Below are 24124 nucleotides of genomic sequence, written 5' to 3'. Positions count from 1 at the left end.
GCATAAGATGAATATACCGTCAGAATTAAAGTATACTAAAGATCACGAATGGATAAAAATAGATGGCGATATTGCCACTATTGGTATTACAGATTTCGCTCAAGGAGAATTAGGTGATATTGTATACGTAGAAGTAGAAACGTTAGACGAAACTTTAGATGCAGAAGAAGTCTTTGGTACTGTTGAGGCTGTAAAAACGGTTTCAGACTTGTTTCTTCCGTTATCTGGTGAGATCGTTGAGTTCAATGAAAGCTTAGAAGATGAACCAGAAAAAGTAAACACAGATCCTTATGGTGATGGGTGGATGATAAAGGTAAATATTTCTGATGCTTCTCAAATCGATAGTTTACTTTCTGCTGAGGATTACAAAACCCTAATAAGTGGTTAAAAAACTAGGTTTACTAGTAACTATAGCATATACTGTTTTGCTATTAGTTTATAGTTTAGTAAACATAAGTAGCGTTCCTAGTTTAGGATCTTCGTTTGATGATAAGATTTATCATTTTATTGCCTACGTAGGATTAGCCTTTTTGTGGATTACCTATTTTAAATTTTTTCACAAACAACATCGTCTTAAGTATGTATTTTTAGGTGTTTTTTTATTTGGTGTGTTATTAGAAATGGTACAGCATCAATTAAATACTAACAGAACATTTGATGTTTTTGATATGCTAGCAAACTGCCTAGGTGTTTGTTTTGGTACACTAGTTGCGGTAAAAAACACCATTATAAAGTTAAAATAAACCGAAGTCTTGTTTTTTTAATGATTATTTAATTAAATTAGCAACACGTTTAAACAAAGAATTATGGAACCTAAAAAGAATCCAAAATCAGATGTAAGTAGAAACAGCTCGTTATTTTTTGCTGTTGGTCTTGCCTTAATGTTAGGTGTTACTTACATGACGATTAATTATAAGACCTATGATAAGAGTGATATCGCTATAGATTCATTAAATCTAGACGATGAGTTAGAGGAAGAAGTGCCAATTACTGAGCAGATTTTTACTCCACCGCCACCGCCACCACCGCCACCACCAGCGCCAGAAATTATTGAAGTTGTTGAAGATGAAGAGGAGATTGAGGAGACTGTGATTGAGTCTACTGAGACTGAAATGGATACAGAGATAGTTGAAGTAGAAGAAGTAGAAGTAGAAGAGGTAGAAGAAGATTTAGAAGTGCCTTTCAGTGTTATTGAAAATGTTGCTGTGTTCCCTGGTTGCGAAAAGAAAAAGGGAAATGCTGCGAAGAAAAAATGCATGAATGAAAAAGTAAATAAATTTATTAATAGAAAATTTAATACAGATTTAGCAGGAGATCTTGGGTTGCCAGCTGGTAGAAAGCGAATCTTTGTACAATTTAAGGTAGACAAAACAGGTAATATATCGAGTATAGTTGCTCGTGGTCCACATCCTGGGCTAGAAAAAGAAGCTAAGCGTGTTATAAGTCAATTACCAAAAATGAAACCAGGTAGACAAAGAGGAAAAGCTGTAGTAATGCCATTTTCTATACCAATTGTGTTTCAAGTGCAAGACTAGTATAATAAATTTTACATATCATAATAAAAATCCCGTTCAAAATTAATTGGACGGGATTTTCTTTTTGGTATGCTTATTGCGACTTTACCATAATATTAACATTTTAAATTAAATATATTATGAAAAATTCTAAAAAGAATTTCAATAGTGTTGGTCAGAACACTACTGAAGTAAAGAAACCACAAAAGCATGATGCAAACTTACAAAAAAACTCGACCTTATATTTTCAGATAGGGTTGATTCTTTGTTTGCTTGGTACCTATGCACTCTTTGAAATGCAATTTCAAGATAAAATAATTACTGTAGATAAAGAAATTGCCCAATCAGACCTTATTAAGATAGATTACGTAGAGCCGTTTGTTGTTGAAGTTATTAAGCCAATAGAACCAGAGCCTGCACTAAGTAAAGATTTAACGGATGTATATACACCTGTTAAAGATGATACACCAATTATTGAAACTATAGTAAAAACTCCAGAAGAACCAAAGGTAAGTGATTCACCAATATCAAAACCTGAGGATATTAGGGTAGATAAACCAGAAGAAGATGTCGTTGTTTCTTTCATTAAAATTGAAAAAGTACCTGTGTATCCTGGTTGTGAAAAATACAACACTAATAGTAAGCGCAAGGAGTGCATGTCAAATAAAATTAGTAAATTGGTACGTAGAAAGTTTAATGCAGAGATTGCTAATGAAAACGGCCTTAAAGGTGTACTTACTATACAAACGCAATTTACTATAGATAAGTCTGGTAATGTTACTGATATAAAGACCAGGGCACCACACCCAGCGTTAGAGAAAGAAGCTATACGTGTTATAAATAAGCTTCCAGAAATGCAACCAGGTGTTCAGCGAGATAAGCCTGTAGGTGTTATTTATACATTACCTATTAAATTTAAAGTTAGAGACTAAATTCAATAAATTTTTACACTAGCCGTTATCATGTTTTGGTAACGGCTTTTTCTTTAGGCTTACTCAAAAAATAAGTATCTTTCGAACAATAAAAATAATCTACTTAATGAAGCATTTTTGGTTTACTTCAATGTTATTAATTTGCCTTTTTGGTTATAATCAGACCTTATCTACTTATGAGAAACCACCAGTTTTTAATGAATGTAACACAATACCTATAGACAATTTAAAATCGTGTTTTAATTTTACACTCAATAGTTTTGTTTATAAGAACTTTAAAGTGCCTCAAATAGTAAAAGATGAAAATTACAGAGGCGAAATTCAAATTTTATTTGAAGTAACAAAAGAAGGTAGATTTAATATCATATATATAGATGCAATTTATGATAAGCTTAAGTACGAAACTAAACGTGTTTTTGGTTTGCTACCTCAAATTAAGCCAGCAGCATACAATGGTAAACCTACCTTTGTTCAATATAGTCTTAGTTTAAAAATACCATTGGTTCAACCAGAGCAGGAAACAAGTTTAAAAACCAATTTTGAGATTGCTCCAAAAGATAGTATTAACGCAACATTGTCTAATGAATACGATAAGGTTAATGCAGAAATTAAACCTTATGAAAAATTAGAGTATTCTAGTGAGCTTAACATACCTTTTACACATTCTTATTACGCACGTTTTGATGATGAAATGAATGCTGTAGGTACAAATAGTCACACAGCAGCAAAACCATTTATTTACACTGATGTTGCTAAATATTACGATATTAAAAATGAAAAAGATAAGTTAACTAAAGCAGCAGAATCGTGGGTAGGCAGAAAGCTTTATAATGAGCATTTAGTACAGGTACAAGGTAAAGATTACTGGTTTACGGTTGATCCTATTTTAGATTTACAAGTAGGTTCCGACTCAGAAGCAGAAGATGGCACTTGGAATAATACTAGAGGCGTTTTTATACAAGCTGGTTTAGGGAAACGTTTTAATTTATCTTCATCTATATATGAAAGTCAGGGACGTTTCGCAGATTACTTTAACAGATATGCGGAGAGTTTAAAGGCTTTTGGTCCAGATCCTGCGATAATTCCGGGTAGAGGTATAGCCAAACGATTTAAGGAAAATTCGTATGACTATCCTGTCGCTGAAGCCTATATTTCATATACACCAGCAGATTTTTTAAATATTCAGTTTGGTCATGGCAAAAATTTTATTGGTGATGGTTATCGCTCACTTTTTCAAAGTGATGTAGCTAGTCCCTATCCTTTTCTTAAACTTAATACCAGTTTCTGGAAAATAAAATATACAAGCACTTGGATGTGGTTAAAAGATGTTAGAGATGCTGTTGTGGAAGATGGCGCATTTTTTACAAAATACATGGCTAACCATTACTTAAGTTGGAATGTGTCTAAACGATTAAACATAGGTTTGTTTGAGTCTGTAATGTGGGCAGATACTAACGGTAGAGGTTTTGATGTTAATTATTTAAATCCTATAATATTCTTTAGAGCCATTGAATTTCAAACTGGGCAAGATGCTGGTAATGCTATATTAGGGTTGAGTGCTAAATATAAATGGAATAATAAAGTTAATTTATATGGTCAGTTTATTGTTGATGAGTTTTCCCTAAGTGATATTACTGGAGGGCAAAAAAGCTGGAAAAATAAATTAGGTTTTCAACTAGGTGCAAAATATTATAATGCATTTAATGTAAATAACTTGTTGTTACAAGCAGAGTACAACCAAGTGAGACCATATACGTATTCCCATAATTCTATAATATTAAATTACGCACATTTTAACCAGCCAATGGCGCATTTGTGGGGTTCTAATTTTAGAGAATTGGTACTTATAGGACGATATAATTATAAGCGGTGGTTTGCAGATGCTAAAGTAGTAATGGGTAAAAGAGGTTTTGATTTTAATACACCAGAAGATAATTTTAATTATGGTGGTGACATATATGGAGATGAAGATAACCGAGTAGCAAATACTGGGATTACTATTGGCCAGGGTAATGCAACCAATAGTTTTATGACAGAGCTACAGGCTGGTTATGTAGTAAATCCGGCTACAAATCTCAGACTTTTCACAAATATTATTTATAGAGATTTTGATCCGCAACAAATAACGCCAACAACTACAAGTTCCAATACCTTATGGTTTAGTGTTGGTGTGAGAACCGATTTATTTAATTGGTACAACGATTTTTAAGATTTATCTTTTACTAAACTCTTGTAAAATGTTAAGCGGATACGCTCGCTGTTTATAAAGCCCGTACCGTAATCTAAATCATCATACGTTTTGGTTATGGTAGAATCAGCTTTTACGTCATCTTCGGTTTTACCATTATCAATTGCTTTTTGTACATTACTGCGTATAGTTTCGAGCATGGTTAAAAAGTCTTTATACGCTTTTTTGTTTGAGACTTTACCATGACCTGGAATAATCTTAGTGTCTTCATTAATAACCATTAGCCCTCTCTTAACGGCTTCAATATAACCGTTAACAGATCCACCAGAGTTTAAATCAATATACGGATAACGTCCGTTAAAATAAGTATCTCCCGTATGTAATACATTACTTTCTGTAAAGTATAAAATAGCATCGCCATCGGTATGGGCATTTTTAACGTGGAATACAGCAATACTTTCGTTATTAATGAAAATATTTAATTTATCATTAAATGTAATTACAGGTAAAGCTTCTTTTGGTTTGTAACTTCCATCTCTTTGCTTTTCCTCCAAACGTTTTTTTACATTGTTGTGTGCTATAATTGTTGCTCCTGCTTTGGCCATCTTTACATTACCACCAGAGTGATCACCATGATAATGTGTGTTAACTAAGTATTTTAGTGGTTTATCACTTACTACTTTTATGGCATTTAGAATTTTATCAGATAAAGGTGCAAACTGGTCATCTATTATAAAAACACCGTCGTTACCAACAGATATACCAATGTTACCTCCTGCACCTTCTAGCATATAGGTATGGTCTGAGAGTTGTGTCGTTTTTATAACAACATTATCAAATCGGCCTTGCGAAAAGAGCGAGAAACTGAATAGGGAGACAACTAAGGTCGTATAGATTTTCATGATGAGAGATTTTAGTGTTAAGTCTCATAAAATTAAACAATCTTACAAACTTATTTTAACCAATAATTAAAACAGATTCTGCGTTGGTAATAACTAATTTTCAGAGTATCTTTGCACACGCTAATAATTATAGTAGAACTACACGATTTGAGTCGTAATAAAACTTCGATATCACAAGCATCTATCCTAACTGATTTTAAAGAAATCACAAAAATGGGATTGTCTATAAGTGTTGTGTTTTCCGCCCTTGCAGGTTATCTTCTTGGTGCCGATACCTTAGACGTTAAAACGCTAGTATTGTTGGCTTTTGGTGGTTATTTTATGGTTGGTGCATCTAATGCTTATAATCAAATCATAGAAAGAGATCTTGATGCTTTAATGGATAGAACTAAGAACAGGCCAATACCAGCTGGTCGTATGTCTGTTAATATGGCTTTTATTATTGCGGCTTCTTTTACGCTTTTAGGTTTAATAAGCTTATATATCATTAATCCTAAGACTGCAATGTGGGGAGCTATTTCAATATTTCTTTACACTAGTATTTATACACCACTTAAGACCAAAACCCCTTTGGCTGTCTTTGTAGGAGCATTGCCAGGTGCTATTCCTTTTATGTTAGGTTGGGTTGCCGCTCAAAATTCATTCGGAATAGAACCAGGAACATTATTCGCCATTCAGTTTTTTTGGCAATTTCCACATTTTTGGGCTATCGGTTGGTTTTTGTATGAAGATTATGAAAAAGGAGGGTTCTTTATGCTGCCTACAGGTAAACGCGACAAAGGTACGGCCGTGCAAATTGTAATTTATAGCGTGTGGACGGTAATTGCTTCTATAATCCCTGTTTTTGGTTTTACAGGTAAATTAGAGCTGTCTATACTTGGAGCATCTGTCGTTTTTTTACTTGGAGTAATGATGGTTGTTTATGCCTTTAGATTATTTCAACAACGCACTGCTAAGGCCGCAAAAGAATTAATGTTATCGAGCGTATTTTATATCACTATGTTGCAAATTATTTATGTTGCAGATAAATTTTTAAGATAAATGGATTTAACACAAGGAACAGCGCAGGAAAAGAATTCAAGGTCAAAAAAAATGATGTTATGGTTTGGTATTGGTTCTTTAATTATGTCTTTTTCTGCCATCATTAGTGCCTTTATAGTTAGCGCAAAACAGAGACAAGATAAAGATTGGTTGAGTAATTATGAATTACCAAACGCATTTTTAATAAGCGTAGGCGTTATTTTGTTGAGTAGTTTAACATTTATACTGGCAAAAAAAGCTTTAAAGCAAAAAAATAGTAAAATGACCATGATTTGGTTAGTCGTTACTTTTATTTTAGGAATTGTGTTTGTATTTAGTCAATTTGTAGGGTTTCGTCAAATTATAGAAGCAGGTTATAATTTTACAGGCCCTACGAGTAATATTACCATGTCTTATATTTATTTAATAGCTGTTGTGCACATAGGACACGTTATTGCTGGGTTAATATGCTTAATTGTTGTTATTTATAATCATTTTAAACAAAAGTATAATGTCAATAATATGTTGGGTTTAGAACTGGCTGCCAATTTTTGGCATTTCATAGACCTACTTTGGCTTGCGCTCTTTTTGTTTTTATATTTTTTTAGCGATATAATTTGATTATTTTTGTCCAATCTTAAAAATTAAATAATTTCTATGGATTCTACAGTAGCAAGTACTGGCACAGAAGGAAAAACCTGGGGAGGCGGAAATAAGCCTCTAGTAGCAAGTTATGGAAAAATGATGATGTGGTTTTTCATCGTTTCTGATGCACTAACATTTTCTGGTTTCTTAGCGGCTTATGGCTTTTCGAGATTTAAATTTATTAAGGAATGGCCTATAGCAGATGAGGTGTTTACACACGTACCTTTTTTGCATGGTCAAGAATTACCTATGATCTATGTAGCCTTTATGACATTTGTACTTATTATGTCTTCTGTAACTATGGTGCTAGCTGTAGATGCAGGTCACCACATGAACAAGGTCAAAGTAACATTGTACATGTTTTTAACCATTATTGGTGGAGCTATTTTTGTTGGATCACAAGCATGGGAATGGGCAACATTTATCCAAGGAGATTATGGTGCAGTACAAACAAAAGGTGGAAATATTTTGCAATTTGGAGAATATGTAACGGTAGATGGCGAAGATAAATTTAAACGCATTTCAATAGATGACTTTGCAGTACATCACTCAACCGAACGCACGCAACACCAAAGAAAGAACGGCTTATGGTTTGTTACCGAAGATCCTTTACCACCTTATAGTGTTAATGAAATTTACGAAGGTTTAGCTGCTAATAGTAATATCTTAGTAAGAACTCAAGAAATAAATGATGAAGGTCACAAAACAGTACTTTCTAGAGAGGAATCTCTTAAGTGGGTTAAAAATAATGGACAGCTAGTAGTTAAAGGTGCTAATCTTAAGGTTAATGAATATGGTACTGCGTTGTTTGCAGACTTTTTCTTTTTTATTACTGGTTTCCATGGATTCCACGTATTTTCAGGAGTCGTTATCAATATCATTATCTTTTTCAACGTTATTCTAGGAACTTATGAGCGAAGAGGAAGCTATGAAATGGTTGAAAAAGTTGGACTTTACTGGCACTTTGTCGATTTAGTTTGGGTATTTGTATTTACATTCTTCTATTTAGTATAACAGCATTTAAGAATAAGTTATGGCACACGAGCATAAATTAGAAATATTTAGAGGACTTTGGAAATTTAAGTCTAATACACAAAAAATATGGGGAGTATTAGCCTTCTTAACTTTTGTTACAGCAATAGAAGTTGTATTAGGTATTTACAAACCAGATGTGTTAATGCACACTTGGATAGATCCTCTCGAAGGTGGATTTTTTGCAACAATTGGTAATATTATTTTGTCACCATTTGTTTACATGAAGCCTTTAAATTTAATCTTCATCCTTTTAACTATTGTAAAAGCGTATTACATCACATGGGACTTTATGCACATGAGAGATGAGACCAAAGCCCTTAGACGCATGGTAGTTTGGACATCAGTCTTTTTAATTTGCTACTTAATATTTATCTTATTACAAGAAGGGGGTTATGTATATGAGGTTTATTTTACAGAGGACGCATTAATAAAACGTGATTTTTAAACTCAAAATATTGAGTTAAATAATAGTAAAAGGTGGTTTTTTAAAACCACCTTTTTTATTTTTGTAATATGCAAGTAAGTAAGCAAAGTCGCTATTTAATTCTAAGTATATTATTCTTTCTTCCCGTAGCTTTTATTATAGTGATGCTACTTTCTAAGGATAACTATAATCCACTAGATATCGTAAAAGAGAATATTACGGAGTTAGCCAACAATAAAAATAATATTCAGCTTAAAGACCATTTAACGGTACTCTCTTTTTGGGGTAAAAAACCAAATGATCATGCAACAGCAGCATTAAATTTAAAAGAGCTTGTTTACGATATAAATAAAGGTTTTAAATCCTTTCAGGTTGTAGTATTGTTGCCACCCGAAGCCAAATTGGAAGCCGAGGCATTGCTTAAAGAAATAAAGTCTTACGAAGATCTTAGGTTTTGGCACCTACTATACACAGATGAAAGGGAAATAAGAAGCATTTTTAATGCCCTGCGATCAGAAGTTCAACTCACTTCAAACTTAGGAACTAATTCAGTTTATATTGTAGATAGAGACCTAAATCAAAGAGGTAGAATTGATGATAGAACCGAAAAAGAAAAGGAAACTAAGGTGCCTATCTATGGTCTTTTTGACTATGATTGCACACAAGTATCTGAGTTAAAAAATAAAATGGCAGCAGAAGATATGCGTGTTTTATTTAAAGAATATAGAGACAAGCGCAAAGGCGATTTTGATGAATCCAACAAGAGACGCGAAAAAGATTTAATAAACAATGAGTAAAACAACAAATTATTCTTACGGCGGTATCGCATTTATACTCTTAGTATTTGGGATAATATTTATTCCAAAAATTATAGATCGCGTAAGTAAAGATGATATTACAAGAGATGAAAGTCGAAGCCAAGAATTATCGACCTCAACTAGGACCAATAAAAGTGATTTAGCTTATTTAGAGATTAACAACCAGCCTAAAAAAGTACCAGCGTTTAGTTTTGTTAATCAAGACGGAAAAACAATTACCAATGCAGATTATTTAGGTAAAGTTTATATAGTGGAGTTTTTCTTTACAACCTGCCCAACAATTTGTCCAAGAATGAGTAGAAACCTAGTTGATATTCAAGATGAGTTTAAAGATTTTAATGATTTTGGTGTGGCATCATTTACCATCAACCCAGAGATGGATACACCAGAGGTGCTTAAGGCGTATGCAGAGAAATATAAAGTTTCCAATCCCAACTGGCATTTTATGACAGGTAAAGAGAAGACTATATACGATTTAGCTAATAATGGGTTTACCATTTATGCAGGTAAAAATGCAGAAGTTGAGGGTGGATTTGAACATTCGGGTAATTTTGCACTAATAGATAAAGAGGGTTTTATAAGAAGCCGAAAAGATGCCTTTGGCAATCCAATGATATACTATAGAGGTGTGGTAAGTGAGGAAGAGCAAGAAGATGATGGCGAAAAAGAACAAATATCAATCTTAAAAGAAGACATTGCTAAATTATTGAATGAGTAAACATGAATGAGGTTAATTTAGAAAAAGAAAAAAAATACAATAAATGGATTGTTATTTTATCTGTAGTAATCCCTATTGCAGTAGCTTTGTTGTTTGGAATTAACTTAAAACGCCTAGGCTTTGATGTTGAACCGTTACGTTTTTTACCGCCAATCTATGCATCAGTAAATGGGCTTACAGCAATTGTATTAGTTATTGCTGTAGTAATGATAAAAAAGGGGAATAGAAAATTACACGAAAAGCTAATGAAGTTTGCCATTGCACTTTCGGTATCTTTTTTAGTAATGTATGTAGCGTACCACATGACGAGTGATTCCACAAAATTTGGAGGAGTAGGAGTAATTAAATACATATATTATTTTGTGCTAATCACTCATATTTTACTATCAATAGTGATTATACCATTTGTGCTTATAACCTATGTAAGAGCAATAACTAATAATATAGAACGACACAAAAAAATTGCAAAGATTACATTTCCACTTTGGCTATACGTAGCCGTAACAGGAGTTGTCGTTTACCTTATGATTTCACCTTACTATGCTTAGTTATGTATCGTAAAATTATTCTTACTGTATGCGCAATGCTCTTTTTTATAAAGACCAATGCCCAATGCGCTATGTGCAGAGCAGTTTTAGAAAGTGGAGAAGACCAATCCGCAGCAGAAGGTATTAACGATGGTATAATGTTTCTTATGGTAATGCCATACGTCTTAGTAGCAACTATAGGGTATTTTGTATACAGAACCTACAGTAAATCTAGTACCGCTAAAAAATTGGATTAAAAACTGTAACATTTTTTATTCTCAATAGTCTTACTAACATAGTCGTTGTAAGTAATTCTTAACAATTACTTAGCACAAGTCAGGTAATGTTTTGTGTATTATTGCATCAATCAACCATCATCACATGATACAAATTAAAGATTTACACAAATCTTATCAAATGGGAAGCAATTCGCTTCACGTTCTAAAAGGTATTAATTTTAATGTTGAAGAAGGAGAACTAGTTTCAATTATGGGATCTTCAGGCTCAGGAAAATCTACCTTACTCAATATTTTAGGAATGCTTGATGAGGCTGATGAAGGTCAATATGTTTTAGACAGTGTGCCAATAAGAGGTCTAAATGAAAAAATAGCCGCAAAGTACAGAAACGAATTCTTAGGTTTCATCTTTCAATCTTTTAACCTTATCAATTACAAAAGTGCGCTAGATAATGTGTCTATGCCACTATACTACAAGGGTATAAAAAGAAATGAACGTACAGAAAAAGCTATGCATTATCTAGAAAAAGTGGGTTTAGCAGATTGGTCTCATCATTTACCAAGCGAACTCTCAGGTGGGCAAAAACAACGTGTAGCAATAGCCAGAGCTTTAGCCAGTGACCCAAAAGTACTACTCGCAGATGAGCCAACAGGTGCTTTAGATACAAAAACCTCTTATGAAGTTATGGATTTAATACAAGGCATAAATGATGAAGGTAAAACGATATTAGTAGTTACGCACGAGCCCGATATTGCACAGATGACAAAACGTATTGTTAATCTTAAAGATGGTGTTATTATAGACGATAGTAAAGTAGAACAAGTTAGAGCCTCAGCACATGTTTGATATTGAGCGTTGGCAAGAAATATTTGAGACCTTACGTAAAAATAAATTACGTACGTTTCTTACAGGGCTTTCCGTAGCCTCTGGCATATTTATTCTTGTCATCCTACTTGGTTTTAGTAAAGGTATAGAAAATGGTGTAAGATCGGAGTTTGAGCAAGATGCCACTAACAGAATTTCGGTATGGACAGGTGTGACTTCAAAAGGTTACAAAGGCCTTAATCCGGGTCGGAGGATTCAATTGAAAAATTCAAGTTTTGAAGCTGTAGAGCAAAAATATGATCACCAATTAGAGTACAGAACTAGAGATTATATGATTTGGGGCGGTTCAGTTAACTATAAAAACGAAACAGGTAACTACCGTATTAGAGGGACATTGCCAGATAATCAATTTATAGAGAACGCAGATATAGGTACTGGTCGTTTTATAAACGAATCTGATTTAGCAAATCATAAAAAAGTGGCTGTTATTGGTAATAAAATGAAGAAAGACTTATTTAAAGATGAGGATGCTATAGATAAGAACATTCAAATTTTCGGAATCAACTTTAAGGTAGTTGGTGTATTCTTTGACCCAGGTGGTGACAGAGAAGAAAGTCAAGTTTATATTCCGGTTTCAACAGCGCAACAAATATTTAATGCAGGAGATAATATTAGGAACATGGCATTTACCGTAAAAATGGCGGATAATTTTGACGAAGCTGTAGCCCAATCTTATGCTATTGCCGAAGGAATAGAATCTCAAATTAAAGAAATTCATACTATATCTCCAGAGGATCAAAGTGCAGTAAGAGTTAATAATACTTTAGAAGAAGCCAAAAAAATATTCTCTTTAATAGCTACTATTCAGGGAGTATTTTGGTTTGTTGGTATAGGTACAATTATAGCAGGTATTGTAGGAGTTGGAAATATTATGCTAATTATTGTAAAAGAACGTACAAAGGAAATAGGTATTCGTAAAGCATTAGGAGCACTTCCCATGTCTATTGTAAGTATGATTTTACAAGAGGCTGTATTTGTTACTATGTTCTCAGGTTTATTTGGATTAATATTTGGATTGGGACTTTTAGAAGTTGTCGGCCCTCAAATAGATAGTGATTTTATAAAATACCCTCAGGTAGATTTTAACATAGCACTAACCACGGTTTTTCTTCTTGTTATCGCTGGTGCAGTAGCTGGTTTTATACCAGCCTATCGCGCAGCAAAGATAAAACCAATTGTAGCCTTAAGAGACGAGTAATATGTTTAACAGAGATCGTTGGGACGAAATATTAGAAGCCTTAAATGCTAACAAATTTAGAACAGCATTAACCGCATTTGGTGTTTTTTGGGGTATAACTATTTTAGTTTTACTACTGGCTTTAACTAATGGTTTAAGAAATGGTGTTACCGCAGATTTTGGTGATTTTGCCACAAATTCTATGTTTATGTGGACTCAAGGCACTTCTAAGCCTTATAAAGGTCTTCCAAAAGGCAGATATTTTAATTATAAAATAGGAGATGTTGCCGCCATTAAATCTGAGATTCCAAATCTTAAGTACGTATCTCCGAGAAATCAATTAGGCGGCTTTAGAGGTAATAATAATGTTGTTAGAGGGACAAAAACTGGTGCATTTGAGATTTATGGTGATTATCCAGAATATATTAATCAGCAACCTATGGATATTCTTCAAGGGCGGTTTTTAAGTTATTCAGATATAAACAACAAACGAAAAATTTGTGTTATTGGAACAGGTGTAGTAAAAAGTCTTTATGATAAGAACGAGGATGTTTTAGGAACTTATGTAAAAATTAATGGAGTTAACTTTTTAGTTGTAGGTACTTTTAAAATGACTAACAGTCAAGGTGACGACGAGCAAGATGCAAGTACAATCTATACTCCTTTTACAACCTTTGGGCAAGCCTTTAATAGAGGTGAGAGCGTTGGGTGGATGGCCATAACTGCTGTAGACGGTGTGTCTATTACCAGTATTAAAAAACAGGTTTTCGATTTAATGAAGTTTAGACACAAAATCCATCCAGAAGACGAACGGGCTATTGGTCATTTTGATTTATCAGAACAGTTTGGTCGTATTAATGGTCTTTTTTCAATACTATCTATAGTCGGTTATTTTGTAGGAGCTTTGGTCCTTATGTCTGGTATTATTGGTATTAATAATATTATGCTCATTGTAGTTAAGGAACGTACAAAAGAGATCGGAGTAAGACGTGCGTTGGGAGCGACTCCATGGATGATAAAAGGTCAAATACTGCAAGAAAGTTTAGTGCTAACCATACTGTCTGGTATGCTCGGAGTATCATTTGCCGCACTAGTTATTTGGATAATGAATACAATTTTAGATAATGTAGGTCCTGTAGAAAATTTTGCTAATCCTAGTGTTAGCATGCAAGTAGTTTTTACAGCTTTAATAATATTAGTGGTTTCGGGTTTATTAGCAGGATTAATACCAGCCAATAGAGCTACAAAAATGAAACCTGTTGACGCATTAAGAACAGAATAAAATAATTAATCAATAATCAATGAAACGAACAAAAACCATAATCTTACTCATCATTATTGTTGTAGCATTTGGTGCAGCATTATTTTACTTGTGGCAAAAAAACCAAGAAGATCCAATAACCTATGCATCAGAGTCTGCAACAGAGCAAACCATAGTCGTAAAAACCGTTGCGACGGGTAGTATCGTTCCAAAAGAAGAAGTTTTAATAAAGCCAAATATCTCTGGCGTAGTGGAAGAAGTTTATGTTGAAGCTGGTGAGTATGTAAAGCAAGGCGATTTAATTGCACAGATTAAAGTAATACCAAACGTCTCTAATTTAACCAATGCTAAAAATAATATCGCATCTAATAGAACAGCTTTACAAACTGCTGAAATTAATTTCAAAACTCAAAAGGCAATTTACGATCGTCAGAAGGAATTGTTTGATAAGGGAGTGATTGCAGCCAATGAATTCGACCAAGTTAATAATACCTATCTACAAGCTAAGCAACAGGTAGAACAGGCAAGAATTAGTGTTAATCAGGCCCGTCAAAACTATGATATTATTAAAACAGGAACAACCTCTGGCCTCGGTAATATTGCACAAACCCAAGTAAGAGCAACGGTTTCTGGGATGGTTTTAGATGTGCCAGTAAAAGCAGGAAACCAAGTCATTGAAGCTAATAATTTTAATGAGGGTACCTCAATAGCATCTTTGGCAAATGTGAAAAAAATGATTTTTGAAGGTAAGGTAGACGAAAGTGAAGTTGGTAAGATAAAAGAAGGTTTGCCATTAGAAATCACAGTAGGCGCTATTGAAAACGAAAAATTTGATGCGGTTTTAGATTACATTGCCCCAAAAGGAGTTGCAGAAAACGGAGCCATTCAGTTTGAAATAAAAGGCACCTTAAAACAAATAGACTCCATATTTATTAGAGCTGGTCTTAGTGCAAACGCTTCTATTATTTTAGACAAAGCCGAAAAGGTATTAGCTATTAAAGAGGCTTTAGTTCAGTACGATAAGGAAACAAAAGAACCTTATGTAGAGATTGAAGTTGGCGATCAAAAGTTTGAAAGGAAAGACGTAGATTTAGGTATAAGCGACGGCATTTTTGTTGAGGTAAAAAGCGGTATATCTAAAGAAGACAAAATAAAAGTTTGGAACCAAGTACAGGGTATTCCAAAATATGCACAACAATAATTTTAATCGTTAGTGTAACACATTATAGTTTTAATAGACAAATAAGCATCATGAAAAAATCAATCATTGCACTTATATTTCTTTTTGGAGTATTTTCTCAGGCACAAAATAAAAAATGGACACTATTAGAATGTGTCAATTATGCTTTAGAGAATAACATATCAATTCAGCAGTCAGAGTTAGATGTTGATCTTGCCAATATTGATAAAAATCAGGCCATAGCTAATTTTCTGCCTAATTTAAATTCTAATGCGTCCTTTAATATAAATACAGGTGCTAATATTAACCCAGCTACAAACCAGTTTGAAAATAGCACCTTTAGGTCGGCAAATGGAGGTGTAAGTTCAGGTGTTAATCTTTTTTCAGGTTTTGCCAATTGGAAAACCCTACAAAGAGCTAAAATAAACCAGATTGCTTCACAATATCAATTAGATAAAATGAAGGATGATATTTCTTTAATTGTAGCCAATTCCTTTTTGCAGATTTTAGCCAATAGAGAACAGTTAAGAGTGCTTCAAGGCCAAAATGCAGTTACAAAAGAGAATATTAAAAACACTCAAGAGCTAGTAGATGCAGGCGTATTACCTCGTGGAGATTTATTAGAAATACAAGCTACAGACGCTACACAATCACAGCAGATTATACAGGCTGAGAACAATCTATTTATTTCAAAATTTGGTTTAGCGCAGACGCTTCAACTAAAAGATTATGAAAATTTTGATATAAGTGATGAAGATTATGGTTTGGTTGCAGCAACCATTTTAGATAAAGAGGCCTCGGAGATTGCTAAAAAAGCGAAAGAAGAAATAAATGATGTAAAAATTGCTAGAACAAGTGTTGAATTGGCTCAGAAAGATTTAGAATTGGCACGAGCTAATTATTTTCCTACACTACGAGGATTTGTAGGGTATAATACACGTTGGGCAAGTTCTCAAGTTAATCCTTTTACAGGCGAAGAAATCTCTTTTATAGATCAATTGTACCTTTTCGATGGTACGTCTATCGGTGTGCAATTAAATGTACCAATTTTCAATAATCTCAATGTTAGAAATAACGTAAAACGCAATAAGGTACGTGTAGAACGTTTAAAATATCAATTAGAACAATCAGAATTAGATTTAGAATCAACAGTATACCAAGCTTATAACGATGCAAAGAATTCTAAGAAAACATACGAAGCTGCATTGCAAACCGAAGAAGCTCGTAGATTAGCATTTGAGTATGCTAAAGAACGTTATGATGTTGGTCTTTCAAATGCTTTCGATTTTAATCAGTCTAGAGCCGCGTACGAAAATGCACAGTCTGATGTCGTAAGAACAAAATATGACTATATATTTAGACTTAAAATTTTAGAGTTTTATTTTGGTCTACCAATAACTGACTTAAACTAATACCTTATGAGCAAAACAGTAAAAATAATAATCGGAATCGTTGTCCTTGCCCTTATTATGATGATAGTAGGATCTAAACTAGGATGGTTCGGTAAAAAAGGTAACTTTAAAAAAGTTACAGTTAAGGAGGTGACTTTAAAGGATATTGTTGAAACGGTTTCTGCAACGGGAAAAATTCAACCAGAGGTTGAAGTAAAAATTTCTTCTGAAGTCTCAGGTGAAATTTTAGAACTTCCGTTTAAAGAAGGACAAGAGGTAAATAAAGGTGATTTATTAGTAAAAGTAAACCCAGATTTAATTCAATCTGCGGTAAGTAGATCTCAAGCATCTTATCAAAACGTAAAAGCAGGTTTACAACAAGCAGAAGCTAATTTAAAACAAGCAAAAGCAGATTACCAAAGAAGTAAGAGCTTATTTGATAAAGGCGTTATATCAAAAGCAGATTGGGACAGAGCTATTGCAAATTATGAAACAGCACAAGCCAGTAAAAGTTCAGCGTACTACAATGTTCAAAGTGCCGCAGCAACTGTAAATGAAGCTAAGGATAATCTAAACAGAACCACCATTTATGCACCAATGAGCGGAACCATCTCCAGGCTTAATGTAGAATTAGGTGAACGTGTTGTGGGTACACAACAAATGGCTGGTACAGAAATTTTACGTGTTGCAAATCTCAACAATATGGAGGTTGAAGTTGATGTTAATGAAAATGATATTGTAAAAGTTAGTATTGGTGATTCTACAATTGTTGAAGTAGACGCCTACTTAAAAAAAGAGTTTAAGGGAGTGGTTACAGAAATAGCAAACTCAGCAGCTGGTAACTTAGCCGCAGACCAGGTTACAAATTTTAAGGTGAAGGTTAGAATTTTAGAAGAGTCCTATAGAGATCTTACAGAAGGGAAACCAGAAAGTTATTCGCCTTTTAGACCAGGTATGACGGCTACCGTAGACATTATAACAAAAACAAGAAAAGATGCAATTTCAGTCCCTATAAGCTCAATTGTAATAAAAACAGATACAAGTTCAGTAAAAAAATCATTTGGTAAAAAGACAGAGGTTAATGACGCTGATAACGTTGAAAAAGAAGAGAAGTTTGAATGTGTATTTGTAAATAATAACGGAAAGGCTAAATTAAAAATTATTGAGACAGGAATACAAGATGATACCAATATTGAAATTGTTTCAGGCTTATCTAAAGATGATGAGATTATTACTGGACCTTATAATATAGTATCTAAAACATTGAAACCTGGTGATTTAATTGAAGTAAAGAATAAAAAGAAAAATACTTCAGAAGAAAAGGATGAGTAGTTTTATCTTTTAAGCCATGGCGTTAATTCTAAATATTGAAACAGCAACGACTAACTGTTCCGTCTCTTTATCTAATGATGGAGAGACTTTGGTTTTAAAAGAAGATAATAATTCTGGTTATTCTCATGCTGAAAAGTTACACGTGTTTATAGATGAAGTTTTTAAGCAAGCAAAAGTAAGGCCAAAGGATATTCATGCTGTAGCAGTAAGTAAAGGCCCAGGGTCTTACACTGGATTACGGATAGGAGTTTCTACAGCTAAGGGATTATGTTATGCCCTAGATAAACCCTTAATTGCGATTAATACCTTAGAGAGTTTAGCGCATCAAGTTAACGTTAATGATGGTTTTATTGTACCTATGTTAGATGCTAGACGTATGGAAGTCTATTCCGCTATTTATAATTCAAAGTATCAGCAACAAAGAGAAATAAAAGCAGAAGTTTTATCTGAAGATAGTTATAGCGCTTTGCTTGGTGATCACAAGGTTTATTTTATAGGTAATGGTGTTGAAAAAACGAAAACACTAATTGCAAACTCTAATGCTATTTTTATTGATAATAAATTACCATCTGCTAATGAAATGGTAATATTATCAGAATTAAAGTATCAAAAAAGCGACACTGAAGATGTCGCTTATTTTGAACCTTATTATTTGAAGGACTTTGTAGCTATAAAAAAGAAAAATTAACCTTCTTTTTGTATTTCAACAGCATGTGGGTATGGGATTTCTATACCAGCTGCGTCTAGAGCTTCTTTTACATCTTCAGTTATACCAAAATAAACATCCCAGTAATCGTTAGTATTACACCATGGTCTAACAACAAAATTAATAGAACTATCTGCAAGCTCTGAGACTGCTATGGTTGGTGCTGGTTGACTCAATACCAGAGGATGAGATTCCAAAACTTTATTAAAGACTTCTTTTGTTTTCTTAATGTCAGAATCATATCCTACTCCAAACACTAAATCTACTCTACGTGTGCCTTCTGTAGTAAAGTTTATAATATTTCCGTTAGATAATGCTCCATTAGGAATAATTAATTCTCTATTAGATAATCCAGTCAATTTAGTTGTAAAAATTTCAATTTCCTTTACAACACCAATTTCACCTTGAGCTTCAATTAAGTCACCAATTTTAAATGGTTTAAATATCATTATTAAAACACCGCCTGCAAAATTACCAAGAGAGCCTTGAAGTGCAAGTCCAACAGCTAAAACTGCCGCAGCTAATATAGCAGCAAAAGATGTTGTTTCTATGCCTACTGTACCAAGAACAACTAAGATTAATACAATCTTAAGTATCCAACTAATCAAATTAAGTAAAAACTTTTTTAAGCTTTCCTCATAATTGGCCTTAGTCATCGCTTTTCTAATACCCTTAATTATTATTTTTAATATCCAGCCACCAATAATCCATATAAGTATTGCTGCAATAAGTTTAGGGCCGAACTCTACGATAAGGTCATATCCCTTATCAATCCATTTTTGTGTATCCATGTTTGCTTAATTTTTTTAAGGTTATAAAAAAAGCTCGGAAAATTATCCGAGCTTTTTGTTTATTTTACTTCAAAAGTTAATTTAAGATTCACTCTAAATTCCGTAACCTGACCATCTTTAACAATTGCACTTTGGTCTTGTACATACACAGAACGTAGGTTTTTAACTGTTTTAGAAGCTTCTTTAACTGCCTTTGTTGTTGCGTCTTCCCAACTCTTATCAGAGTTAGATAATACTTCAATTACTTTTAATACTGCCATGATATTTTGTTTATTTATAACTATTGGAAACCAATTTTTTATAATGGTCACTTAAAATTAAATAAACTTTACCTAAACATAGGTAAAAATATCAATTTAAGACTGTAAGCTTATTAGTTTATAGTGTACTTAAATAGTCTACAATTTTAATTAAATCTTCTTCGTTTTTAGGGTTGAGTTTATTTTTTTTAATAAAAGATTTAATATTAGATCCATGCTCTGGAAAGACCTTAATCAAATCTTTCTTCTTTTGAGGTACTAGTTTTGTTTCACCATTCAATTCAAGATAAAAAGTATCACTCTCTCTTTTAAAACTTGCAGGTTTATCCTGCTGGTATGTAGATGCAGCCAGGACTTTGTCGTAATATTTTATAAATTCTTTTTTGTAGAGATTATGGCGCTCAGAATCATCTACTAAAACCAAAAATCCGCGTCTAGAGGTTCCATTTTTATTGGGGAAGTTAGTCGTTACATAAGTTTTGTTGGTTTGTGTAAATATCAAAGAATAATCTGCGTTAACGTCTAATGCTACAATTTTTCCATCCGAAAGTCTTATTTCCATTTCGTCATTGTAGGCGTTATATCGTCCAGTATATATTTGGTCATTAAACTGTTTAATTCTTACAGGATTAAAACTTTCATTTATATACGGCGAGCCAATGGCATTGATTTTTTTACTGGCAGCTTTAGACATTAAGCCGCGTTCAGTGGCCATATCTATATTAACGCTTTGAGCATAACAGTTTCCAATAAAAAGTGATACAATGAAATAAAGTGCAATGTTCTTCATGGTTTTTTTATTTTTAATTTTAACAACATTATTCAAAAATTGTGCCGTTGGTGTATATAAGATTAGAAATTGAAAAATTAGTTTCTCAAAAATATGTATATCAATGGTATTTTTTTAAATAATTTAACGAATTAACTATTCATTAACGGCATGTACAAAAATTGTAGTATTGTTTAACATCTCTCGCAACATATTTTCTATTCCATTTTTCAGAGTAAAAGTTGAAGAAGGGCAACCACTGCAAGCTCCTTGAAGCAACACTTCTACTTTAGATGTTTCATTATTGTAAGATATAAATTCAATATTACCACCATCACTTGCTACGGCAGGTTTTACATATTCTTCTAATATATTAACTATATTTTTAGAAATATCGTCTAGCGCATCAAACTGCTTTTCTTTGGCCTTTTCAGTTTTGTTAAGCTGGGCAGGTGCATCATCATTTAGAATAACTTTATCATCTTCAACATAAGATTTAATGAATTCTCTTAGTTGAAGTGTTATTTCTTCCCATTCCACGATATCAAATTTTGTAATTGAAATAAAGTTTTTTTCTAAATAAACATTTTTGATAAAAGGAAATTGGAATAAAGATGTTGCAAATGGTGAATGTTTAGCAGTTTCAATTGATGTAAATTCAAACTGATTTGGAACTAATAATTTATTACAAACAAATTTTAAAACATTTGGGTTTGGGGTGCTCTCTGCATATACAGTAACAGCTGATTTAGGTTTGCTAGCATCTTCATTAACCACAGTCTGACCACTAGATAGGTATTTTGAAATTTGTTCTGCTACCTCGTCTTTAACATCATTCCAGTCTACAATGTTAAAACGTTCAATAGCTATGAAATTAGATGCGATATAGATTTTTTTTACAAATGGTAAATAAAATAATTCTTTGGCTAATGGTGAGTTTTTGGCTTCATCTATATTGTTAAATTCAAAACTATTATGATTGGTTAAAAACCGATCTGCTTCAAATTTTAAGATACTATCATTTGAAGTTGGAACTATTGAAATCTTTGTCATTTATTTTTTTTACAAAAATAAGAAATATCATTATTAAACGTTAACCTAAAGAATGTGTTTTGTGACTAAATTCTTAACTAAAATGATCGTTTTTAATTAAATTTTCAATACTTTTCAAAAAAAGATTTTTTGATAAAAAATGGTGTTTTAGACCAATACTTAATGAGTTAAAGTTGTTGAAAGTAATTGCAGTCTGATTGGTCATAGAAACACAATATGGTTTTATTCCTTTAAGTAATGAAAAAGATTATTTCTATAGTAATAATATTGTTTTCCTTAGTTGGTGTGGCACAAGACATATCAATGGCGAATGGATCGTTTAATCGATGTGCACCCGATAAGTTCTTTGATTCTGGTGGTGAATTTGGAAATTACGGACTTAACGAAAATTTTGTAACAACGATATGTTCACAAAATACTGGTGAATTTATAATTTTAGATTTTACCACATTTATTACGCAACAAGGGCCAAATGCCGATACTATGAATATTTATGACGGTGATGATACCACAGCGCCATTGTTAGGGGCATTTGAAGGGCCTGTAGGGCCATTTACCGTAAGTGCATCCGCAGCAAATATTTCGGGTTGTCTTACCGTTGAGTTTATATCTTCCGATGCAGGGAGTGGCAGTGGCTGGGAAGCTAATATTCTTTGTGCTGCACCTTGCCAGACCATTACAGCTTCTATTGATAGTACGGATCCAGAACCTAACGGAACAGGAGTAATTGGCATAGTGCCAGGTGATACGGTAGATTTTACAGGAAGTGCTGTGTTTTCAGATGATAATACAAATGCAACATATACCTGGGATTTTGGAGATGGTAATACGGCTAATGGATCAAACGTGTCTAATACATTTTTAAACCCAGGGACGTATACAGTCAATCTTACAGCTAGTGATGCTAATCCGCAAGGATGTTCTGATACAGTTAGTATTATCGTTTTTGTTTTAGGTGATAACTTGGTTGTTGATCAAGATTCCTTTACTGTAGAGCAATTGGTGCAAGATGTCTTGGTTAATAGTCCATGTGCTTCTGTATCAAACATAACGTCTTCAACAGGTGTTGATTTTTCAACTACAGAACCCAATGGTATAGGATATTTTTTTAGTAATGGTGTCAGTTTCCCCTTTGAAGATGGTTTACTATTAATGTCTGGTGACGCAAGTCAGGCAGAGGGTCCCAATACGGGTACGCTAAGCGAGGGCACTAATATTTGGCCTGGTGATGCAGACTTAGATGCAGAACTTGGCGTAGATTCTCGTAATGCTACGTTTATTCAGTTTGATTTTGTGCCTCAAGCAGAAACCTTCAGTTTTGAGTTTTTAATGGCTTCTGAAGAGTATGATATGGGTACCTTTGAGTGTACATTTTCTGATGCTTTTGCTTTTTTATTAACCGATTCAAATGGTGTTACCACAAATTTGGCTGTAATACCAGGTACTAATACACCAATTTTAGTTACTAATATCCACCCTGATAATGGAGCTGCTTGTGGAGCGGCTAATCCACAGTTTTTTGGTGAGTATACACCATTCAACCAACCTCCAATCGGTTTTGATGGTAGAACGACAGAGTTTACAGCAACATCAACTGTTGTGTCTGGAGAATTATACACTATAAAACTTGTTGTGGCTGATGATAGAGATAATGTATTTGATACTGGAGTTTTTATAAAAGCAGGTAGTTTTAATATTGGTGGAAGTTTAGGGGAAGACTTTACCATAGCGGCAGGTACAGCCTTGTGTGACGATACGGAAATTGAATTAGATACAGCTCTTGAAACAGCAATCCATATCTGGTATAAGGATGATGAGGTAATTCCGGGTGAAGTATCTTCTACCTTAACCGTAACCGAGCCTGGAGTTTATTTTGCAGAAATAGACATCGACGGAGTTTGTGAAGGTACCACTGATCCTATAGTTATTGAGTTTAGAGATAACCCTACAGCAGAGCCTGCTGTGGATTTAATAGGGTGTAGCGTTACTGGCTTCACTGAATTTGATTTAACAGAAAATGATACTAACATTTTAGGAGCTTTAGATCCTGCGGATTATACAATAACGTATCATCTTACAGAAGATGATGCTAATAATAATGTTGGTGTTTTGCCAACAAATTATACAAATGTCGCTAATCCTCAAGTTATTTGGGCTAGAATGGCAGAAGCAACACAAGTTTGTTTTGATACAGTATTCTTTGAGATATCTGCGTCCACACAACCCGAGATCAACCCTGTAGGTGCGATATCCCTTTGCGATGATGAGAGCAATGATGGTATAGCGGAGTTTGATTTAAGCACTCAGACTGCTGGTATTTTAGGAGCACAATTAGCTACAGAATTTACGGTGAGTTATC

General features: G+C 33.5%; 26 protein-coding genes. 21 read left to right on the top strand and 5 right to left on the bottom strand.

The window, feature by feature from the left end; translation table 11 throughout:
• Positions 1-7 precede the first annotated feature (7 nt).
• From gcvH to Q0800_RS02665, 5 genes are all read left to right on the top strand, one after another.
• On the top strand, positions 8-388 hold the full coding sequence (gcvH, locus tag Q0800_RS02685; RefSeq protein ID WP_299127395.1) for a glycine cleavage system protein GcvH: 381 nt from the start codon (positions 8-10) through the stop codon (positions 386-388).
• Positions 381-743 (top strand): VanZ family protein, encoded by a 363-nt coding sequence (locus tag Q0800_RS02680; RefSeq protein WP_299127393.1) that lies wholly within the window; start codon positions 381-383, stop codon positions 741-743. Before gcvH ends, Q0800_RS02680 begins: the two co-directional genes overlap by 8 nt.
• Positions 744-806: 63 nt before the next feature.
• Positions 807-1535 (top strand): energy transducer TonB, encoded by a 729-nt coding sequence (locus Q0800_RS02675; RefSeq protein WP_299127391.1) that lies wholly within the window; start codon positions 807-809, stop codon positions 1533-1535.
• Positions 1536-1654: 119 nt separating this feature from the next.
• Entirely contained in the window at positions 1655-2446 is a 792-nt protein-coding gene (locus Q0800_RS02670; protein WP_299127390.1) for an energy transducer TonB, read from the top strand.
• Positions 2447-2552: 106 nt separating this feature from the next.
• On the top strand, positions 2553-4655 hold the full coding sequence (locus Q0800_RS02665) for a gliding motility protein RemB (protein ID WP_299127388.1): 2103 nt from the start codon (positions 2553-2555) through the stop codon (positions 4653-4655).
• On the opposite strand, the gene Q0800_RS02660 is transcribed toward Q0800_RS02665, so the two are convergent.
• Positions 4652-5536, bottom strand: coding sequence for an MBL fold metallo-hydrolase (locus Q0800_RS02660; protein WP_299127386.1), 885 nt, complete (start codon positions 5534-5536; stop codon positions 4652-4654). The genes Q0800_RS02665 and Q0800_RS02660 overlap by 4 nt on opposite strands.
• A 147-nt stretch (positions 5537-5683) precedes the next feature.
• On the opposite strand from Q0800_RS02660, the gene cyoE reads away from it, so the two are divergent.
• From cyoE to tsaB, 15 genes are all read left to right on the top strand, one after another.
• The gene (gene cyoE / locus Q0800_RS02655) at positions 5684-6577 is read left to right on the top strand and encodes a heme o synthase (protein WP_299127383.1); all 894 of its coding nucleotides are present in this window, start codon (positions 5684-5686) and stop codon (positions 6575-6577) included.
• Positions 6578-7177, top strand: coding sequence for a cytochrome c oxidase subunit 3 (locus tag Q0800_RS02650; protein WP_299127381.1), 600 nt, complete (start codon positions 6578-6580; stop codon positions 7175-7177). It begins immediately after the preceding gene.
• Between the two features lie 36 nt (positions 7178-7213).
• Positions 7214-8215, top strand: coding sequence for a cytochrome c oxidase subunit 3 (locus Q0800_RS02645; RefSeq protein ID WP_299127380.1), 1002 nt, complete (start codon positions 7214-7216; stop codon positions 8213-8215).
• Between the two features lie 19 nt (positions 8216-8234).
• Entirely contained in the window at positions 8235-8681 is a 447-nt protein-coding gene (locus Q0800_RS02640; protein ID WP_299127379.1) for a cytochrome C oxidase subunit IV family protein, read from the top strand.
• A 68-nt stretch (positions 8682-8749) separates the two neighbouring features.
• The gene (locus tag Q0800_RS02635; RefSeq protein ID WP_299127378.1) at positions 8750-9457 is read left to right on the top strand and encodes a hypothetical protein; all 708 of its coding nucleotides are present in this window, start codon (positions 8750-8752) and stop codon (positions 9455-9457) included.
• Positions 9450-10196: an SCO family protein gene (locus tag Q0800_RS02630; protein WP_299127377.1), complete on the top strand. Its 747-nt coding sequence runs from the start codon at positions 9450-9452 to the stop codon at positions 10194-10196. The genes Q0800_RS02635 and Q0800_RS02630 overlap by 8 nt, the downstream gene beginning before the upstream one ends.
• A gap of 2 nt (positions 10197-10198) precedes the next feature.
• Positions 10199-10744, top strand: coding sequence for a DUF420 domain-containing protein (locus Q0800_RS02625; RefSeq protein WP_299127376.1), 546 nt, complete (start codon positions 10199-10201; stop codon positions 10742-10744).
• A gap of 2 nt (positions 10745-10746) precedes the next feature.
• Complete coding sequence (locus Q0800_RS02620) at positions 10747-10980, top strand: hypothetical protein (RefSeq protein ID WP_299127375.1); 234 nt, start codon at positions 10747-10749, stop codon at positions 10978-10980.
• Between the two features lie 124 nt (positions 10981-11104).
• On the top strand, positions 11105-11806 hold the full coding sequence (locus Q0800_RS02615) for an ABC transporter ATP-binding protein (RefSeq protein ID WP_299127374.1): 702 nt from the start codon (positions 11105-11107) through the stop codon (positions 11804-11806).
• Positions 11799-13043, top strand: a complete 1245-nt coding sequence (locus Q0800_RS02610; protein WP_299127372.1) for an ABC transporter permease — start codon at positions 11799-11801, stop codon at positions 13041-13043. Before Q0800_RS02615 ends, Q0800_RS02610 begins: the two co-directional genes overlap by 8 nt.
• A gap of 1 nt (position 13044) precedes the next feature.
• On the top strand, positions 13045-14304 hold the full coding sequence (locus Q0800_RS02605) for an ABC transporter permease (RefSeq protein ID WP_299127370.1): 1260 nt from the start codon (positions 13045-13047) through the stop codon (positions 14302-14304).
• 19 nt (positions 14305-14323) lie between these two features.
• Positions 14324-15484 carry an efflux RND transporter periplasmic adaptor subunit gene (locus Q0800_RS02600; protein WP_299127369.1) on the top strand — a complete coding sequence of 387 codons (1161 nt, stop codon included), beginning with the start codon at positions 14324-14326 and terminating at the stop codon, positions 15482-15484.
• Positions 15485-15534: 50 nt separating this feature from the next.
• Positions 15535-16875, top strand: a complete 1341-nt coding sequence (locus Q0800_RS02595) for a TolC family protein (protein WP_299127368.1) — start codon at positions 15535-15537, stop codon at positions 16873-16875.
• 6 nt (positions 16876-16881) lie between these two features.
• Complete coding sequence (locus Q0800_RS02590; protein WP_299127367.1) at positions 16882-18186, top strand: efflux RND transporter periplasmic adaptor subunit; 1305 nt, start codon at positions 16882-16884, stop codon at positions 18184-18186.
• Between the two features lie 16 nt (positions 18187-18202).
• Positions 18203-18874, top strand: coding sequence for a tRNA (adenosine(37)-N6)-threonylcarbamoyltransferase complex dimerization subunit type 1 TsaB (gene tsaB, locus Q0800_RS02585; protein ID WP_299127365.1), 672 nt, complete (start codon positions 18203-18205; stop codon positions 18872-18874).
• Here tsaB and Q0800_RS02580 read toward each other — a convergent pair.
• The 4 genes from Q0800_RS02580 to Q0800_RS02565 form a co-directional block, all read right to left on the bottom strand.
• Positions 18871-19683, bottom strand: a complete 813-nt coding sequence (locus tag Q0800_RS02580) for a mechanosensitive ion channel domain-containing protein (RefSeq protein ID WP_299127364.1) — start codon at positions 19681-19683, stop codon at positions 18871-18873. The two genes, tsaB and Q0800_RS02580, sit on opposite strands and share 4 nt — an antisense overlap.
• A 59-nt stretch (positions 19684-19742) precedes the next feature.
• The gene (locus tag Q0800_RS02575; RefSeq protein WP_299127363.1) at positions 19743-19943 is read right to left on the bottom strand and encodes a dodecin family protein; all 201 of its coding nucleotides are present in this window, start codon (positions 19941-19943) and stop codon (positions 19743-19745) included.
• 118 nt (positions 19944-20061) lie between these two features.
• On the bottom strand, positions 20062-20733 hold the full coding sequence (locus Q0800_RS02570; protein WP_299127362.1) for a hypothetical protein: 672 nt from the start codon (positions 20731-20733) through the stop codon (positions 20062-20064).
• A 135-nt stretch (positions 20734-20868) separates the two neighbouring features.
• Positions 20869-21765 carry a NifU family protein gene (locus Q0800_RS02565; RefSeq protein ID WP_299127360.1) on the bottom strand — a complete coding sequence of 299 codons (897 nt, stop codon included), beginning with the start codon at positions 21763-21765 and terminating at the stop codon, positions 20869-20871.
• Positions 21766-22002: 237 nt separating this feature from the next.
• Between Q0800_RS02565 and Q0800_RS02560 the strand changes: the two genes are divergently transcribed.
• Positions 22003-24124 (top strand): choice-of-anchor L domain-containing protein (locus Q0800_RS02560; protein WP_299127358.1); only part of this gene is annotated, 2122 nt, incomplete at its 3' end.

The organism is uncultured Winogradskyella sp. (assembly GCF_937958655.1).
Lineage (GTDB): Bacteria > Bacteroidota > Bacteroidia > Flavobacteriales > Flavobacteriaceae > Winogradskyella.
This window is presented reverse-complemented; position numbering and strand designations above follow the sequence as displayed.

Excerpts from the sequence above, each read along its gene's own strand:
- gcvH (WP_299127395.1), top strand. The coding sequence starts at position 8 with ATGAATATACCGTCAGAATTAAAGTATACTAAAGATCACGAATGGATA.
- Q0800_RS02675 (WP_299127391.1), top strand. The coding sequence starts at position 807 with ATGGAACCTAAAAAGAATCCAAAATCAGATGTAAGTAGAAACAGCTCG.
- Q0800_RS02670 (WP_299127390.1), top strand. The coding sequence starts at position 1,655 with ATGAAAAATTCTAAAAAGAATTTCAATAGTGTTGGTCAGAACACTACT.
- Q0800_RS02665 (WP_299127388.1), top strand. The coding sequence starts at position 2,553 with ATGAAGCATTTTTGGTTTACTTCAATGTTATTAATTTGCCTTTTTGGT.
- Q0800_RS02660 (WP_299127386.1), bottom strand. The coding sequence starts at position 5,536 with ATGAAAATCTATACGACCTTAGTTGTCTCCCTATTCAGTTTCTCGCTC.
- Q0800_RS02650 (WP_299127381.1), top strand. The coding sequence starts at position 6,578 with ATGGATTTAACACAAGGAACAGCGCAGGAAAAGAATTCAAGGTCAAAA.
- Q0800_RS02645 (WP_299127380.1), top strand. The coding sequence starts at position 7,214 with ATGGATTCTACAGTAGCAAGTACTGGCACAGAAGGAAAAACCTGGGGA.
- Q0800_RS02640 (WP_299127379.1), top strand. The coding sequence starts at position 8,235 with ATGGCACACGAGCATAAATTAGAAATATTTAGAGGACTTTGGAAATTT.
- Q0800_RS02635 (WP_299127378.1), top strand. The coding sequence starts at position 8,750 with ATGCAAGTAAGTAAGCAAAGTCGCTATTTAATTCTAAGTATATTATTC.
- Q0800_RS02630 (WP_299127377.1), top strand. The coding sequence starts at position 9,450 with ATGAGTAAAACAACAAATTATTCTTACGGCGGTATCGCATTTATACTC.
- Q0800_RS02625 (WP_299127376.1), top strand. The coding sequence starts at position 10,199 with ATGAATGAGGTTAATTTAGAAAAAGAAAAAAAATACAATAAATGGATT.
- Q0800_RS02620 (WP_299127375.1), top strand. The coding sequence starts at position 10,747 with ATGTATCGTAAAATTATTCTTACTGTATGCGCAATGCTCTTTTTTATA.
- Q0800_RS02615 (WP_299127374.1), top strand. The coding sequence starts at position 11,105 with ATGATACAAATTAAAGATTTACACAAATCTTATCAAATGGGAAGCAAT.
- Q0800_RS02610 (WP_299127372.1), top strand. The coding sequence starts at position 11,799 with ATGTTTGATATTGAGCGTTGGCAAGAAATATTTGAGACCTTACGTAAA.
- Q0800_RS02605 (WP_299127370.1), top strand. The coding sequence starts at position 13,045 with ATGTTTAACAGAGATCGTTGGGACGAAATATTAGAAGCCTTAAATGCT.
- Q0800_RS02600 (WP_299127369.1), top strand. The coding sequence starts at position 14,324 with ATGAAACGAACAAAAACCATAATCTTACTCATCATTATTGTTGTAGCA.
- Q0800_RS02595 (WP_299127368.1), top strand. The coding sequence starts at position 15,535 with ATGAAAAAATCAATCATTGCACTTATATTTCTTTTTGGAGTATTTTCT.
- Q0800_RS02590 (WP_299127367.1), top strand. The coding sequence starts at position 16,882 with ATGAGCAAAACAGTAAAAATAATAATCGGAATCGTTGTCCTTGCCCTT.
- tsaB (WP_299127365.1), top strand. The coding sequence starts at position 18,203 with ATGGCGTTAATTCTAAATATTGAAACAGCAACGACTAACTGTTCCGTC.
- Q0800_RS02580 (WP_299127364.1), bottom strand. The coding sequence starts at position 19,683 with ATGGATACACAAAAATGGATTGATAAGGGATATGACCTTATCGTAGAG.
- Q0800_RS02575 (WP_299127363.1), bottom strand. The coding sequence starts at position 19,943 with ATGGCAGTATTAAAAGTAATTGAAGTATTATCTAACTCTGATAAGAGT.
- Q0800_RS02570 (WP_299127362.1), bottom strand. The coding sequence starts at position 20,733 with ATGAAGAACATTGCACTTTATTTCATTGTATCACTTTTTATTGGAAAC.
- Q0800_RS02565 (WP_299127360.1), bottom strand. The coding sequence starts at position 21,765 with ATGACAAAGATTTCAATAGTTCCAACTTCAAATGATAGTATCTTAAAA.